This window comes from Kosakonia arachidis (genome assembly GCF_900116535.1).
In the GTDB taxonomy this organism is placed as follows: domain Bacteria; phylum Pseudomonadota; class Gammaproteobacteria; order Enterobacterales; family Enterobacteriaceae; genus Kosakonia; species Kosakonia arachidis.
In genome coordinates, this window is the sequence record NZ_FPAU01000003.1 from 172,869 (window position 1) to 188,202 (window position 15,334).

Annotated in this window: 15 protein-coding genes, 1 tRNA gene and 3 pseudogenes; 6 read left to right on the plus strand and 13 right to left on the minus strand. The window is 52.8% G+C overall.

The features are described from left to right. Positions 1 to 58: 58 nt before the first annotated feature. Positions 59 to 190 carry an entericidin A/B family lipoprotein gene (locus BM427_RS12350; RefSeq protein ID WP_035886951.1) on the plus strand — a complete coding sequence of 44 codons (132 nt, stop codon included), beginning with the start codon at positions 59 to 61 and terminating at the stop codon, positions 188 to 190. 107 nt (positions 191 to 297) lie between these two features. Then, positions 298 to 444: a lipoprotein toxin entericidin B gene (gene ecnB / locus BM427_RS12355; RefSeq protein WP_090121967.1), complete on the plus strand. Its 147-nt coding sequence runs from the start codon at positions 298 to 300 to the stop codon at positions 442 to 444. A gap of 29 nt (positions 445 to 473) precedes the next feature. Here the strand turns inward: ecnB and BM427_RS12360 are convergent, their stop codons facing one another. Then, positions 474 to 1,076 (minus strand): LuxR C-terminal-related transcriptional regulator, encoded by a 603-nt coding sequence (locus tag BM427_RS12360; RefSeq protein ID WP_090121968.1) that lies wholly within the window; start codon positions 1,074 to 1,076, stop codon positions 474 to 476. A 263-nt stretch (positions 1,077 to 1,339) separates the two neighbouring features. Between BM427_RS12360 and sugE the strand changes: the two genes are divergently transcribed. Continuing rightward, on the plus strand, positions 1,340 to 1,657 hold the full coding sequence (sugE, locus tag BM427_RS12365; RefSeq protein WP_090121970.1) for a quaternary ammonium compound efflux SMR transporter SugE: 318 nt from the start codon (positions 1,340 to 1,342) through the stop codon (positions 1,655 to 1,657). Here the strand turns inward: sugE and BM427_RS26020 are convergent. The 9 genes and pseudogenes from BM427_RS26020 to frdA all read right to left on the minus strand — a co-directional run. Continuing rightward, positions 1,654 to 1,883, minus strand: a pseudogene (locus tag BM427_RS26020) (lipocalin family protein); the annotation flags it as partial. The gene sugE and the pseudogene BM427_RS26020 sit on opposite strands and share 4 nt — an antisense overlap. A 1-nt stretch (position 1,884) precedes the next feature. Continuing rightward, a pseudogene (locus BM427_RS12375) lies at positions 1,885 to 2,148 on the minus strand (arylsulfatase regulator); the annotation flags it as partial. Between the two features lie 53 nt (positions 2,149 to 2,201). Then, positions 2,202 to 2,681, minus strand: coding sequence for an Hcp family type VI secretion system effector (locus BM427_RS12380; protein WP_090121971.1), 480 nt, complete (start codon positions 2,679 to 2,681; stop codon positions 2,202 to 2,204). A 237-nt stretch (positions 2,682 to 2,918) separates the two neighbouring features. Beyond that, a complete protein-coding gene (locus tag BM427_RS12390) occupies positions 2,919 to 3,611 on the minus strand; it encodes a hypothetical protein (protein ID WP_090121974.1) in 693 nt (230 codons plus the stop codon). A gap of 39 nt (positions 3,612 to 3,650) precedes the next feature. Beyond that, positions 3,651 to 3,979: pseudogene (locus BM427_RS12395) on the minus strand (helix-turn-helix domain-containing protein). A gap of 277 nt (positions 3,980 to 4,256) precedes the next feature. Then, positions 4,257 to 4,616: a fumarate reductase subunit FrdD gene (gene frdD, locus BM427_RS12400; protein ID WP_090121975.1), complete on the minus strand. Its 360-nt coding sequence runs from the start codon at positions 4,614 to 4,616 to the stop codon at positions 4,257 to 4,259. A 10-nt stretch (positions 4,617 to 4,626) separates the two neighbouring features. Then, positions 4,627 to 5,022 (minus strand): fumarate reductase subunit FrdC, encoded by a 396-nt coding sequence (gene frdC, locus BM427_RS12405; RefSeq protein WP_090121977.1) that lies wholly within the window; start codon positions 5,020 to 5,022, stop codon positions 4,627 to 4,629. Between the two features lie 10 nt (positions 5,023 to 5,032). Further along, positions 5,033 to 5,767 (minus strand): succinate dehydrogenase/fumarate reductase iron-sulfur subunit, encoded by a 735-nt coding sequence (locus BM427_RS12410; protein WP_090121978.1) that lies wholly within the window; start codon positions 5,765 to 5,767, stop codon positions 5,033 to 5,035. Then, entirely contained in the window at positions 5,760 to 7,550 is a 1,791-nt protein-coding gene (frdA, locus tag BM427_RS12415; protein WP_090121979.1) for a fumarate reductase (quinol) flavoprotein subunit, read from the minus strand. Before frdA ends, BM427_RS12410 begins: the two co-directional genes overlap by 8 nt. Positions 7,551 to 7,856: 306 nt before the next feature. Between frdA and epmA the strand changes: the two genes are divergently transcribed. Beyond that, positions 7,857 to 8,834 carry an elongation factor P--(R)-beta-lysine ligase gene (epmA, locus tag BM427_RS12420; RefSeq protein WP_090121981.1) on the plus strand — a complete coding sequence of 326 codons (978 nt, stop codon included), beginning with the start codon at positions 7,857 to 7,859 and terminating at the stop codon, positions 8,832 to 8,834. A gap of 52 nt (positions 8,835 to 8,886) precedes the next feature. Here the strand turns inward: epmA and mscM are convergent, their stop codons facing one another. The 3 genes from mscM to rsgA all read right to left on the minus strand — a co-directional run bounded on the left by mscM (position 8,887) and on the right by rsgA (position 14,364). Beyond that, on the minus strand, positions 8,887 to 12,219 hold the full coding sequence (gene mscM, locus BM427_RS12425; protein ID WP_090121982.1) for a miniconductance mechanosensitive channel MscM: 3,333 nt from the start codon (positions 12,217 to 12,219) through the stop codon (positions 8,887 to 8,889). A gap of 22 nt (positions 12,220 to 12,241) precedes the next feature. Further along, positions 12,242 to 13,210, minus strand: a complete 969-nt coding sequence (gene asd / locus BM427_RS12430; protein WP_090121984.1) for an archaetidylserine decarboxylase — start codon at positions 13,208 to 13,210, stop codon at positions 12,242 to 12,244. 98 nt (positions 13,211 to 13,308) lie between these two features. Further along, positions 13,309 to 14,364 carry a small ribosomal subunit biogenesis GTPase RsgA gene (gene rsgA, locus BM427_RS12435; RefSeq protein ID WP_175539137.1) on the minus strand — a complete coding sequence of 352 codons (1,056 nt, stop codon included), beginning with the start codon at positions 14,362 to 14,364 and terminating at the stop codon, positions 13,309 to 13,311. Between the two features lie 94 nt (positions 14,365 to 14,458). Between rsgA and orn the strand changes: the two genes are divergently transcribed. Continuing rightward, positions 14,459 to 15,004, plus strand: a complete 546-nt coding sequence (gene orn, locus BM427_RS12440) for an oligoribonuclease (protein WP_090121986.1) — start codon at positions 14,459 to 14,461, stop codon at positions 15,002 to 15,004. A 252-nt stretch (positions 15,005 to 15,256) separates the two neighbouring features. After that, positions 15,257 to 15,332, plus strand: a tRNA-Gly gene (locus BM427_RS12445). The last annotated feature ends 2 nt before the right edge of the window (positions 15,333 to 15,334 follow it).

The following is a 15,334-nucleotide window of genomic DNA, read 5'->3' on the forward strand; positions in this document are numbered from 1 at the left end:
TGTCTGCAGTTTCGGCGTAGCACCATGCTACGCCGTTGAACATCTCGAGGCAGAAATGATGAAACGCCTTACCAAAATCCTTTCACTTATGCTTATCAGCAGCGCTTTGCTGTCGGGCTGCAATACGGCGCGCGGTGTCGGCGAAGACATTCAGAGCCTGGGCCACGCTATTTCTCACGCGGTCAGCTAAAAACTTCACATCTTCTTAAAAACCTTCCCGTTCCGGTCTCAGTGCGGAATTTTGTCTATGCTTAAGTGGCTATGCACAAATAATATTGGTCACATAAGGAAGATATTATGGTTAAGAAGACAATTGTTGCGATCTTTTCTGCATTAGTTCTTTCATCCGTTCTGACGGCGTGTAATACCACGCGAGGCGTCGGTCAGGATATCTCGGAAGGTGGCAGCGCTATCTCTGGCGCAGCAAGCAAAGCTCAGCAGTAATCCTTGCCGGTACGGCATTCGCCGTACCGCTAATTTGAATTTTCCGGCAGTGAAAGGAAGGGCGTAAACCGATTCCCCATCCCGAGCTTCATGCGAATATTACGCTTGTAGGTATAAACGGTTTTGCCGTTAATACTTAGCCTTGCGGCTATGGTTTGGTTACTTTTCCCTTCCATCCATAGTGTGAGCACTTTCTCTTCCTGTTTGGTCAGTAGTGGTGTCGCCATCTGTGGAATTGAACGCGCCGGACATGCCAGCACAATGTCATCAATGAGCTGCGCCAGTTTATCCAGCGGTTCTGTTTTTAGCATCGTTGCGCGAATTTTAAGTTGCCTGTAAAACCCGGAAAGTTGCGCATCGATACCCGATTCCAGCAGCAGCACCTGGTTTGAGTCGCCGCAGACGGAAAATAATGAAGCAAGCTGTTGAATATGATGAATTTCATTCTTGAAACCATGAAGGTCGGCAATCACCAGATCAGGCTGCCACTGCACAATATGTTCTTTCGCCAGCATTAAATTATGCAATCCGGTAACGAGGAACGAGGCGGGAAACAAATCGGGTTGATTGAGCCAGGATTCCACCCCAATACGGGTGAAGTAACAACGGTCAATCACGAGAATTTTGAACATATTTTTCTTCACAGTCAGAGGGTGGCGCACAGTTTCCTGGATTCAGGAAAGTGATTCATCATAGGGGGTACATAAGGTGGGTAAATGCTGGAATTCCGCAGCGAACAGTGGCTATTTCTTGCTTTAAATTGCTGAATATAAGCAATCACCGTCAAGTTGAAATTTTAAACTGTAGCGGGCAAAATTTACTTCTCTTCACATCTCTGGCGGGACGACCTGTCAGTTTCATTTTTTTCGGGGACGGCCCCTCATCGGAGCCAATCATGTCCTGGTTAATACTTCTTATCGCCGGTCTTCTTGAAGTGGTTTGGGCTGTCGGTCTGAAATACACCCATGGGTTTACGCGCCTTATCCCCAGTATCATCACCGTTACAGCGATGATCGCCAGTGTTGTGCTGCTTTCATGGGCAATGAAAACCCTGCCGATTGGTACCGCCTATGCGATCTGGACCGGGATCGGCGCGGTTGGTGCCGCAATTGCAGGGGTTGTGCTGCTTGGCGAATCCGCAAGCCTGGCGCGTATCCTCAGTCTGTGCCTGATTGTCGCTGGAATCATTGGGTTAAAGCTCAGTACAGATTAGTAAGGCGGATTAATCCAGAGTCGTTTTTCCACAGCAAAACCTTGTCGGCTGTCTATATCCAGCATCTGCTGTTTGACCTTTGTCGGCAGGGGTGGCGTACGCGACAGCTGCCACAAAAATAGTTGCGATCCGGCCCGTACACCAGCGCATAGCGATATTCATCGTCAAGGGTGATGATGTTGTAACCGCCATAGAAAGGACCGAAGAAAGCGACCTTCGGCGCGGCGATCTTTCGACACCTCAATGACTCTATCAGCAATGCCCTGAGCCAGCTTTTCCATCCACCTGGTAAAGCGAAAATATCCAGGGTATTGCAGGAAAATGTAGTTCATCTGGACTTTTGAAGCGCTGTCTATCGCCTGTTTAAAAGTATTCATATAGTCATAACAGCCCTGCAATAACTGAGCATCGCCATCTTCCGTCAGGGGAAGCCAGCACATAATCATGAACTATCTTTGCCAGTTGCGCTGTTCTGCGGTTAAGTCGACCATTTTCTCTCCTCGTTAGTGCCAGAGGGGGCATTTGCCTCCGGTGCCTTTAGTTGTCAGGCACAGCAGCGATCGTTCCATGAATCACGATAGATAACATTACCCTCCGTATACTTCCAGGTGATCGCCTCGTAACGCAATTCGAGTGTTTCCAGATGGGTGCTACTCATGCCATTAGGAGCAAGGTAAGGAGAAACCGTCGTGATTTTGACGTTTTCTAAGATGATATTGAAATATTCAGACTCGATGCCCGATTCCAGTATTCGGTACATCTTGATCGTTGCCTTCTTCATGGTTCGGCCTTCGCAGACAGCGCGGTACAGGAGTGGTGTTGTCTGATCAAATTCTTTCACTATCGTGATAGGGCTATGAACGCGCGTACCTGTAAGTTTCCCCCAGCTTGGATCTACCGGGATTGTTACACCGTGAGAGAATGATTTCAGCTCAATAGACCCTAAGCGCAGGGGCATCATACAGCTACCGACTACCGGAGATCCGTTCTCATCTTCAAGCCATAAATGTGCAGGAGTAGACATGTAATTTCCTTATCAGTATGTATTAAATATTGGGATGTTTTGCGTTTCACCATTTCACATAACGAGCAAAAATAATCATTACGGCTATGAAGAAAACACCGATTGGCCAGACTGGACTTCCCGGGAAAAAATGAGCCTGAACCAGGGCAAAAACGATGGTTAGCACTATTGGGCCGTAGACCGAAAAGAAGAACCGTCCCTGCCACCGTAAAAAACGTTTGATATATGCCATCATGGCTATTGGATCATCCTGCTGATGATGCCCACAATGTCATTATCTGATGCCCATTGCGCTTCGATAGCGCTCGCCTTTTGGAAAACAGGCTCAATGAGGAAGTAGAGCATTTCCAGTCCTTGTGCATAAAGCGCAGAATAATAAGCGGGAAATTGAATATGCAGTCGATGAGCACAGTCGGCAGCCTTCTGAACAACGCCATAAACTCCGACAGCTGCAATACCACGGGACGCCCATGTACCTGCAAGAGCGCTTATTTCAAGGCTGAGGTTTAACCCAATGCGAACGCTGCTTGCGGCCGCTAACGTAAATCCGGCGATGGTGAGAGAGCTGGCAGCAATATGGACATTCACGGCCACCAGACACTGCTTGATGTGTTCTATCTGCTCAGAAGTTTTGTATTTGAAAATTTCTTCGAAGTAGATCCGAAGCATGTCATAGACCACATCACCGTGGCGTATTACCTTATAAACGGCATCCCTGAAACGGATATCTTCAGTCTTTTGCTGCTGGCAAACATCGTTATATTCATCGGTAAAACAGGATGTGTAATACAGCAGGCGGGTAGCATCCTTTCCTAAGGTTTCAACTTGATTTGTAACCTGCTGACCGACGGCAGAAACTACATGGTCGAGCTTTAATGCGAGAATCCTGTTGGCTTGTAGGTAACTGATGACTTCATTGTTGTTGTACATAATCGCTCCATGATAATTTCCATTAAATCAAGTTCTTAATTATTTCTCACGGGAAAGCGTTCGATAAACAGTTGGTTGCGAAACTGAAAATAATTCAGCCAGACCGCTGATAGAGTACTCGCCACTTTTATGCATCCGACGCAGTTCTTTCTGCTGCTTATCTGACAGCTTAGGCTGTGCTTCCCCCACAGTTTTCCTTTCGCCCGTGCAATAGCCATACCTTCGCGCGTCGAAGACGTATCAGGTCACCTTCAAATTCCGCGAAGGTCGCCAGCACGTTGAAGAACTTTTTCCCATCGTGCCAGCCTGCCCTGTTCAGGTACGGCCAGCATGTCTCCCTGACGAATGGCTGCCAGCGCCTGGTTCAGTCCGGGCCGCTGACAGTTTGAACCACGCGATGCTCAACGCGAAAAAATCTGCGCACTGTATGGTTATCGGCGTGGCCATCTTCGTTGTTTTCACAGCCTGAACTTTTGCTGAATGGACATTATACCTTCCAGAGCAGCGATGAAATTATTGACCTGGATGTGCTGGTTGCCGGACTGAAACTGGGATAACTGAAATTTTGGTGATTCCGGTGTAGAGCCCCGGTATAGACGCTGGCTGAAAATTTGCTCTCCCGCTTACGCAGGAGAGCGACAGGTATCAAATAAAAATGACGCCGATCAGTGTGACCACAGTCAGAATCGCCGCGAGGCCGTAGAACATCCATTTACCGTTCGGTACGTGAATTTTCAAATCATGCATCATATGGTGCATACGGTGCAGACCGCACCACACCGGCAGGACGATCATCAAAAAGAGGAACACGCGGCCAATGAAGCTTTGCGCAAACGCCAGCACGCGTTCATAGCCCAGCGCTTCAGCAGGGTAGAAGCCCAGCGGCAGCAGAATGCCGACCAGCAGCACGATAACCGGTGCGACAATTGCGCTCCACATACCACCTGCACCGAACAAACCCCAGAATACGGGTTCGTCAGAACGTTTTGGATTCGGGTTAATCACGTTGGCCTCCTTACCAGAAAAGAGCCACAAACAGCACCACCACAGTGACTACCGCAGTCACTACCCAAAGCCCTTTCACTACCGGCTCTGGCCCCATTTTTTCGCCTTTGACGATGATAAGCTGCGCTTTCGGTGCCAGATCAAACCAGGTTTTGGTGTGCAGCAGCGCGGCGGCGAGCGTCACCAGATTGAGGATTAGCACAATCGGGTTTTGCAGAAAGTGCACAAACCCTTCCCAGTTTTGCGGCCCGTGTTTTAGCGCAAACAGGCCAAAGATCAGTTCGAGACTGAACCAGACCGCAGGTACCGCCGTTCCTTCACGCAGCATGTAGAAGCGATAAAACGGCAGAGTTTTCCACCAGCTTGACGGCATGGGACGAACCCAGGCTTTACGTTTAGTCGTCATAATGCACTCCTTAGCGTGGTTTCAGGGTGGCGATAAGAAAGTCTTTCGAGCTTTCCACCTTGCCCTGCTGAATGGCCGCAGCCGGATCGACATGTTTCGGACACACCTCCGAACAGTAGCCGACAAACGTACAGCTCCACACGCCGTTCTGGCTGTTGAGTTGCCCCATGCGCTCTTTTTTGCCGTTATCGCGGCTATCAAGGTTATAGCGATGCGCCAGCGTAATCGCCGCCGGGCCGATGAACTCAGGATTCAGACCAAACTGCGGGCAGGCGGCGTAGCACAGGCCGCAGTTAATGCAGCCGGAGAACTGATGGTACTTCGCCATCTGCGCCGGGGTTTGCTTGCCGGGCCCCTGATCCAGCGTGCGCGTATTACCGATGATATAAGGCTTAATTGCTTCGAGACTTTCGATAAAGTGGGTCATATCGACCACCAGATCGCGCTCAACCGGGAAGTTTGCCAGCGCCTCGACTTTCAGGCCTTTCTCGTAATCGCGCAGAAAGGTTTTACATGCCAGTTTCGGAACTTTGTTGACCATCATGCCGCAGGAGCCGCAAATCGCCATACGGCACGACCAGCGGTAACTTAGATCCGGCGCAAGGTTATCTTTGATATAGTTCAGCGCGTCGAGCAGAGAGGTGGCTTCATCGTAAGGCACGTCATAGAAGGCACTGTGAGGCGCATCGTCCACTTCCGGGTTGTAACGCACCACCTCCACTTTCAGATTCTTCATCTCAGACATTCTTCGTCTCCTTCTTCTCAGACGATTCAGCTTCTGCACCGTATACGCGTTTCGCCGGTGGCAGCGTAGTGATCTTCACGTCGCTGTATTCCAGTCGGATTGCGCCGTCGGCATCGCGGAAAGCCAGCGTGTGTTTGAGGAAGTTGACGTCATCGCGCTCAGTACATCCCTCATCCAGGCGCTGATGCGCTCCGCGGGATTCTTTACGCGCCAGCGCCGAGTGCGCCATACATTCGGCCACGTTCAGTCCGTGTCCCAGTTCGATGGTGTAGAGCACATCGGTGTTGAAGACGCTGGAAGTATCGGTAATGCGCACGCGTTTGAAGCGCTCTTGCAGCTCAGCTAGCTTATCCACGGTTTTCTGCATCAATTCCGGCGTGCGGTAGATCCCGCAGCCTTCTTCCATGGATTCGCCCATTTCATCGCGGATTTTCGCCCAGCTTTCGTTGCCGTCCTGATTGACCAGCGCTTTCAGGCGCTGCTCGGCATCTGCTGCCTGCGCGTTTAACGCATCGTCATTGGCTTTGCTCGCAGAGGCCGAACGTGCAATGGCGCGTTCACCGGCCAGGCGGCCAAACACCACCAGTTCCGCCAGCGAGTTCGAGCCGAGACGGTTGGCACCGTGCAGACCGACCGACGAGCATTCACCGACAGCAAACAGCCCGGTAATGCGGGACTCGCAGTTTTGGTCGGTTTCGATACCGCCCATGGTGTAGTGGGCCGTCGGGCGTACCGGAATCGGCTCTTTGATTGGATCGACGCCAACATAGGCTTTCGCCAGTTCACAGATAAACGGCAGACGCTCGCTGATTTTTTTCGCACCAAGATGACGCAGGTCGAGGTAGACCACATCACCGCGCGGCGTAGAGATGGTGTTGCCTTTACGCCACTCATGCCAGAACGCTTGCGACACTTTGTCGCGCGGGCCGAGTTCCATATATTTGTTCTTCGGCTCGCCCAGCGGAGTTTCCGGCCCCATGCCGTAATCTTGCAAATAACGGTAGCCGTTTTTGTTCACCAGAATGCCACCTTCGCCACGGCAACCTTCTGTCATCAGAATGCCGGAACCCGGCAAGCCGGTTGGATGGTACTGTACGAACTCCATGTCGCGTAGCGGAACGCCGTGTGATAGCGCCATGCCCATGCCGTCACCGGTGACAATGCCGCCGTTGGTGTTGTAGCGGTAAACGCGGCCAGCGCCGCCAGTAGCCATCACCACGGCATTGGCGCGAATCTGCACCAGTGTGCCTTCCATCATATTCATGGCGACCAGCCCGCGGGCATGATTGTCATCCACAAGGATATCCAGCACGAAGTGTTCGTCGAAGCGTTGAATTTGTGGGAACTGAAGGGAGGTTTGAAACAGGGTATGCAGCATATGGAAGCCGGTTTTATCGGCGGCGAACCAGGTGCGTTCTATTTTCATCCCACCGAAGCGCCGCACGTTGACCGAACCATCCGGACGACGGCTCCATGGACAGCCCCACTGTTCAAGTTGGGTCATTTCTGTCGGGCAATGATGCACAAAATAATCAACGACATCCTGTTCGCAAAGCCAGTCACCGCCAGCAACGGTATCGTGGAAATGGTATTCGAAGCTGTCATGATCCTGGGCGACGGCGGCAGAACCGCCTTCTGCGGCAACCGTGTGGCTGCGCATCGGATAAACTTTTGAAATCAATGCGATTTTTGCTTTCGGGTTGGCTTGCGCCGCCGCGATTGCGGTGCGTAATCCCGCTCCGCCTGCGCCTATCACAGCGATATCGGCTTGAAAGGTTTGCACGACATTCCTCCAGATTATTGTTGTTCCGCAACGATAAGCCAGACCGCTTAAGGCAGTTGCGAATATGTTCCACTGCTCCTTTTTGGGTAAGAAGCAGTATAACCATAGTGATCCAAGGGAAAATTGATGCGTTCGATTTTTTTGCTGTTCTTTAAGGTAATGCATCATACATATTGATAAATATCATCCTTGCTTACTTCCTCCTTATTTATAGACGAGATAAATGAAATTTTTTTGCGCAAAATTTGTCTCCGCGGATCGATGCGGGTAGACTTCGTGCCCTTGTCTGAATTCGGAGAACGTACCATGAGCGAAACGGCCACCTGGCAGCCGAGCGCATCCATCCCCAATTTATTAAAGCGCGCGGCAATCATGGCGGAAATTCGGCGTTTCTTCGCCGATCGCGGCGTACTTGAGGTGGAAACGCCCTGTATGAGTCAGGCAACGGTAACGGACGTTCATCTGTTCCCGTTTGAAACCCGTTTTGTTGGCCCAGGTCATTCCCAGGGGACCAATCTCTATCTGATGACCAGCCCGGAATACCATATGAAGCGTCTGCTGGCGGCGGGTTGTGGCCCGGTATTCCAGTTGTGCAGAAGCTTCCGTAATGAAGAGATGGGGCGTCATCACAATCCTGAATTCACCATGCTTGAGTGGTATCGCCCACACTACGACATGTACCGTCTGATGAACGAGGTGGACGATTTACTCCAACAGGTACTGGAGTGCCCGGCAGCGGAATCGCTCTCTTACCAGCAGGCGTTTCAGCGTTATCTGGAAGTGGATCCACTCTCTGCTGATAAAGCGCAGCTACGCGAAGTGGCGGCGAAACTCGATCTGAGCAATATTGCGGAGACAGAAGAAGACCGCGATACGCTGCTACAACTGCTATTTGCCATGGGCGTTGAGCCGCATATCGGCAAAGACCGTCCAACTTTCGTGTACCACTTCCCTGCAAGCCAGGCCGCATTGGCGCAGATCAGCACCGAAGATCACCGCGTGGCGGAGCGTTTTGAGGTCTATTTCAAAGGGATTGAGCTGGCGAATGGTTTCCATGAACTGACTGACGCCCGCGAGCAGCAGCAGCGTTTTGAGCAGGATAACCGCAAGCGCGCGGCACGCGGTTTGCCGCAGCAGCCAGTGGACAATAATCTGCTGGAAGCGTTGAAAGCCGGCCTGCCGGATTGTTCCGGCGTGGCGTTGGGCGTTGATCGTTTGGTCATGCTGGCATTGCAGGCGGAAAGCCTGGCTGAGGTTATTGCGTTTACCGTTGACCGGGCTTAATACGCTGATGCTGTAACATGAAAAAAGGCGCCGAGGCGCCTTTTTTGTTGCCTTACAAACTCCCCGCCGGGCGATTGCCTTTGCCTGCTGAAGTCAGTGTTCGCGCCGTGCGTTTCCCGTCAAGGCTCTCCAGCCGCATCTGGAATGGCGGGAACGGTAAATCGATACCGTGTTCGCGGAAGCCCGCCAGAATCAGTTGGTGGATTTCGTGGCGCAGCGGCATACGATGCCCCATCTCAGCGGCATAAATGCGCAGTTCAAACAGTTGAATACCTTGTTGCAGATCGACCAGGAACACTTCCGGTGCTGGGTTATCAATCACAAAAGAGCAGCGTTCGGCTGCGGTATAGAGGATCTGCGTCACTTCTTCACTGTTGGCGTCTGCTGGCGCAGGCACGGTTAAAACCACACGCGTGACGGAATCGGAGAGCGACCAGTTAATAAACTGTTCGGTAATAAACGCCTTGTTCGGCACGATGATCTCTTTACGATCCCAGTCACTGATGGTGGTGGCGCGGGTGTTGATTTTAGTCACACTGCCTGTCAGATCGCGTATCGTTACGGTATCGCCAATGCGGATCGGCTTCTCAAACAGAATGATCAGGCCGGATATAAAGTTGGCGAAAATCTCCTGTAAGCCAAAACCGAGCCCGACACCCAACGCGGCGACCAGCCATTGCAGCTTGGCCCACTCGATGCCGATCATCGAGAAGCCGACCAGCCCACCGAACAACATCAGCAAATATTTAGTGATAGTGGTAATGGCATAACCGGTGCCGGGCGCCAGATCCAGATGTTGCAGCAGCGCCAGTTCCAGCAATGCCGGAAGGTTGCGCACCAGTTGCGTGGTAATGATAAACACGAGAATAGCGATCAGTACCGCGCCGAGCGTAATTGGCTCCAGGCTTTCCACTCCCTGCACCGTAGAAGTGACATCCCATAACGTAATATTTTCCAAAAAACCAAAAGCGGAATGGATCTCTGACCACAGCACGATGACAGACAGTAGCGCAATCAACATCAGAATCGATCGCACCAGCCGCAACGACTGGACACTAATCGCATCCAGATCGACTTCCGGTTCATCAATATCGGCAGCGCTTTCGGTGCCGGAGTGATGCGGCACATCTTCCTCGCCCCGGGCACGCTGTGCGAGGATTTCCGCACGGCGGTGGCGTGCGCGTTCAAACGCCAGGCGACGGCGCTGAATCAGCATCCAGCGGCGGATAATATGGTAGACCACCAGCAGGGCGAACCAGATGGCGACTGAGGTTTCCAGGCGCGCCAGCAGTGCCTGCGACGTGGCCAGATAGCCAACCGCTGCGGCGAGGATAGCTGCCAGCGGCGCGCACAGCAGCAAATTCCACAACAGATGATTTGGCAAATTATTGGCACTACCACTTTTGTCCACATAAAGTGGGATCCCGGCGCGTTTCAGGCTCAGAGTCACCAGCGCCAGCGCGCCGCAGATCAGAATAAAGCACAGCCGCCCGAGTGAGCCGGAGAATTCTCGATCGTTGAGATTATCGAACATAATCAGCGCCATGATCAGCGGTACGATAAAGCCAATACTCATCAGATAGTAACGCATGCCGCGTGCAACGAGGTTGCGTGGCCAGCCAAAGTGGACGACAAACAGGCCGGTTGGGCGGGCGAAAGTCGCGCAAATCATCACCACCCACAGCAGCGGCACGGTAGCCGTAACGCCATCACCGATGGCGACCGCCAGCGGCCAGGGCCAGGCTTCCTGCAAACCGTAACCGAGCGTGGCCCACAGTACCGGAAGTGGTGACGCAACGAGAATCGACCAGAAAACGGTGCGCATGGTCAGCCAGAAGTGATCCTGTGTGACCCTGCCGACGCGGGCGCTTGAACGCTCCAGAAAAAGGGTAAAATGCCGACGTGAATATATGCTGAAACCCACTAACGCTAACGCAGCAAACAGCGGGAACAGCGTCTCTTTGCTGGTCAGCATCATAATACTGGCTTTGCCAAGCTGGCTGAGGGTATCCAGCGACAATAAACGGCGCAGATCCTGCACAATCTCTATTGGCCATGCAAAGGTCAGCGGGCTAACATCCGCCGTCCAGAACAGATAGCGGTGCGTCGCTTCATTCACCTCTTTGAGCGCATCTTCGAGCTGGCTATTGGCCACTTTCAGCTTGGTGAGTTCAAGGATCAACGTATCGCCACCCTGAAGCAAAGCATTCAGCAGCTCGCGTTGCGTACGTAACTGGGCCTCCAGAATACGGTTCTGCTCGGCAGTAAGTGCTTTGCCGTCCGCCTGGCGGATTTGTCGCAGTTGCGGCTGCTTATTCAGCAAATCCTCATAACGCATCCGATGGACGCGCAATTGCGCCATCTCGGTATCCAGTTGTTGCGGTTTTGGCATTTCCGGGAGGCGGGCAACCTGCGCGCGCAGCGCTTCACCCAACATATTCGAGACGCCGAGCCACTGAGACTGCTCACGCAGCGTATTCAGCGCCTGGCGAACCTGTAAAGTCTGTCCGGAAGCCTGTCGCTGCTGGGATGCGACCAGATCCATACGCTGGGCTTGTTGGTTCAGAGCCTGCGAGAGTTCACGGTTGATGCGGAACTGCTCAACGATACCGACGGGCAGATTGGCGCTGTTTTCCGCCAGTAGCTCAGTGCTCTCCAGCGCCTGTTCTGCTTCGCGCTGGCGCTGGCTGTTGAGCTGGTTACGCAAGGCCTGCAGATACGCATCCAGTTGCTGACTCTGTTTCTGTGCCAGTTCGGCACGCATCCGTGCCAGCTCCTGACGGTTATTGGCGGAAAGTTGTGCCAGATCCAGCTCATCAACCAGCGCTTTCAGCTTTGCAGATTCTGCCTGCGTACCGAAGTTTTGCGCCTGCGCCAACGGTGTGTTGGTATTTTGCGTGCCGAGTCGGCGCTCTACTTCTGTGACCTGTCGGCGCGCGTCAGTCTGCTGTTGCGGAAGCTGGCTTAGGGAGTCGCTGATTTCTCTGGCTCGTTCCTGTTCCTGCTGGGCGAGGCGGGTTTTTTCCAGCAACTGGCTGCTGACTTGCAGGATCTCCTGATTCAGCGCGTCGCTGCTCATCCCCTCGGGAACTGATTTGGGTTCCTCACGCAGGTTATCCAATTGCGCGCGCAGAGTGCTCGAAAGCTTGGGAAAATTATCAATAACTTGTTGATATTGCTGTGTGCGTTCGAGTGAACCTTTGCGTTCCTCAAGGGCGTTGAGCGCGGCCTGCAGCACCTCGATAGTTTCTGCCTGCTCCGGCGTGCTTTTCGCCGCCTTAACCTGCTCGAGTTCTTGGGTGATTTGTCGGGCATCGGGAGCCGTTGCTGCAACGGCTCCCGGGCTGAGGCACCAGGCCATCAGAAAAACGATAATCAGGCGCACATCAGTCTCCGTGGTGCGGGGGTTAGCCCTGGTCTTTTTGGTCATCAACCAGCGGGCTGGCGTCGTGTTCTGCCTGGATTTCCGTTTCCGGCAACGGTGTCGGTTCGGCATCTACCGGTGCGAAAGATTCGGTAGAAACGGCCAGCGGCTGGCCAATTTTGGTTACCGACAGGCTTTGCAGTTGCTCTGCCAGCGCCACTTTGCCCGGCGCAAACAGGTTGATGACGGTTGAACCGAGTTTGAAGCGGCCCATTTCCTGGCCTTTCAGTAGCGCAACCGCGCCTTCGCTATCGCCTGCAGGCCATGTCCAGCGTTTGATAATGCCTTCGCGCGGCGGTGTGATGGTGCCTGCCCATACGGTTTCGATACTGCCGACAATGGTCGCGCCGACAAGGATTTGCGCCATCGGGCCGAACTCAGTCTCGAACAGGCAGATCACGCGTTCGTTACGGGCAAAGAGATTAGGGACATTTTGCGCCGTCAGATGGTTAACGGAGAACAGATCGCCCGGCACGTAAATCATCTCGCGCAGGATGCCGTTACACGGCATATGGACACGGTGATAATCGCGCGGTGAGAGATAGGTGGTGACAAAGCTACCATTGCGGAACAGGTCTGCCATCAGGTAGTTGCCCGCCAGCAGCGCCTCCAGGCTATAGTTGTGACCTTTGGCCTGCAGGATTTTGTCATTCTCAATGGTGCCAAGCTGGCTGATAACGCCGTCTGCAGGCATCACCAGCACGTCTGGATCGGTATTGAGCGGGCGCACTTCGTCACGAAGCGGGCGCACAAAGAAATCGTTAAAGGTGCGGTAGCTGGCGGTGTCCGGCTTCTGCGCTTCTTTCATATCGACCTTGTAGTATTTGACGAACAGATCGATGACCAGTTTGGTCAGCCAGCCTGCACGTTTGCTTGCGCCCCAGCCCGCCAGGCGAGTGAGCCACAGTTTAGGCAGAATGTATTGAAGCGAAAGTTTAAATGAGTTTAACAAGGTAGCCTCCAGGCCATTATTTTTGTCGTTCCTGACCCGACGCCGGAGCGCCTGAGTCTTTGAAAAAGGGACGATTTTAGCGACGCTTAGCTTAGTTGTCAGTCATCCGATTCAGAAAAGCTTTTACGCGTTTTTACTTGTGCCATGCTTTCAAGAATACGGTGATAGTTGTCGAAACGGCTTTCTGCAATCTCGCCATTTTCTACCGCCTCGCGGATGGCGCAACCAGGATCGGTATTGTGTTTGCAGTCGCGGTATTTACAGTGACCAATATAATCATGGAATTCGACAAAACCGTTGGTGATTTGTTCCGGTTCGAGATGCCAGAGGCCAAACTCACGAACACCCGGTGAATCAATCACATCGCCGCCGTGCGGGAAGTGGTAGAGGCGTGCTGCAGTCGTGGTGTGCTGCCCCAGCCCGGAAACATCAGAAACATTGTTAGTGAGTATTTGCTCTTCCTTGAAACCCAGCAACGCATTGAGCAGGCTGGATTTCCCGACGCCGGACTGCCCGGCAAAGATGCTAATACGGTCAGTTAGCGCATCAACGAGCGGCGCCAGGCCATCTTGCGTGTGACTGGAGACCATCAGCACCTTGTAACCAATGTTACGGTAGATATCCATCTGCTCATTGACGAATGCCATTCCTTCGTCATCCAGCAGATCGATTTTGTTCAGGACAATCAGTGGTGCAACCTGCAATGTTTCGCAGGCTACCAGATAGCGATCGATAATGTTGAGTGACAGTTCCGGCAGGATCGCGGAGATCACTACGATTTGATCTATGTTGGCGGCGATGGGTTTTACGCCATCATAAAAATCAGGGCGCGTCAGCACAGAGGTACGTTCGTGTACAGCTTCAACGATACCCTTGACGGTGACGCCTTCTGCGGCTTCTTTACCCGGACGCCAGACAACGCGGTCGCCGGTGACCAGTGAGCGAATCGTGCGGCGAATGTTACAGCGATGCACTTCGCCGTCGGCAGATTCCACATCGGCGTGCATGCCAAAGCGGCTGATCACCACGCCTTCGGACGCTTCGCCGAACAGGTTGTCATCGTAGTCCGCTTTCTCCGCAGACGTTTTCAGTCGGCGCTGGTGGTTCGCTTTTACGCGGCGCTGCTGTCCTTTGGAGAGTTTATTTTTACTCAATCGTGCTGGCTCCTGGTCGCCCTTGATGGGCAAAACCTCTATGATACACGCAATTTTAGATGAATATAGTTACGCGAGAAGGGTGGAAAATAGCATGAGCGCAAATGAAAACAACCTCATTTGGATCGATCTGGAGATGACGGGGTTAGATCCCGAGCGCGATCGCATTATTGAGATCGCCACGCTGGTAACCGATGCGAATCTGAACATCCTGGCGGAAGGGCCGGTGATTGCGGTACATCAATCCGACGCGCAACTGGCGTTAATGGATGAGTGGAATGTGCGTACTCATACCGGCAGCGGTTTGGTTGAGCGCGTGAAAGCCAGCCAGCTCGACGATCGGGCAGCGGAACTGGCGACTATCGAATTTCTAAAAGAGTGGGTGCCGGCGGGCAAATCCCCCATCTGTGGTAACAGCATTGGCCAGGATCGTCGTTTTCTGTTTAAGTATATGCCCGAGCTGGAAGCGTATTTCCACTACCGTTATCTGGATGTCAGCACGCTGAAAGAGCTTGCGCGTCGCTGGAAGCCGGAGGTCCTGGAAGGTCTGAAAAAACAGGGTACCCACCAGGCGCTGGATGATATTCGCGAGTCTGTGGCTGAACTGGCGTACTATCGCGAACATTTCATTAAACTTTAAGGCAATAAAGGCGCGGGGCTGATTTTTTCAGTTGCCCCGCAAGCCAGTGCTGGCGAGGTTTCGCTGGAAAAATGTTCGCTTTGTCGATTAAAGCAGCACTTGAACAAAAAAAAAGAAAATTTGCTGTCGGGGGCTTGCAGCAGAAAGGATTTCTCGTATAATGCGCCTCCCGTGAAGACACAGAAATGTGCAACACGGCGTCACGAAATTTTAGCGGAAATTGTTTGTAATTGGCTGAAAAATCGATGATAAGCGGGAATAGCTCAGTTGGTAGAGCACGACCTTGCCAAGGTCGGGGTCGCGAGTTCGAGTCTCGTTTCCCGCTCCAAA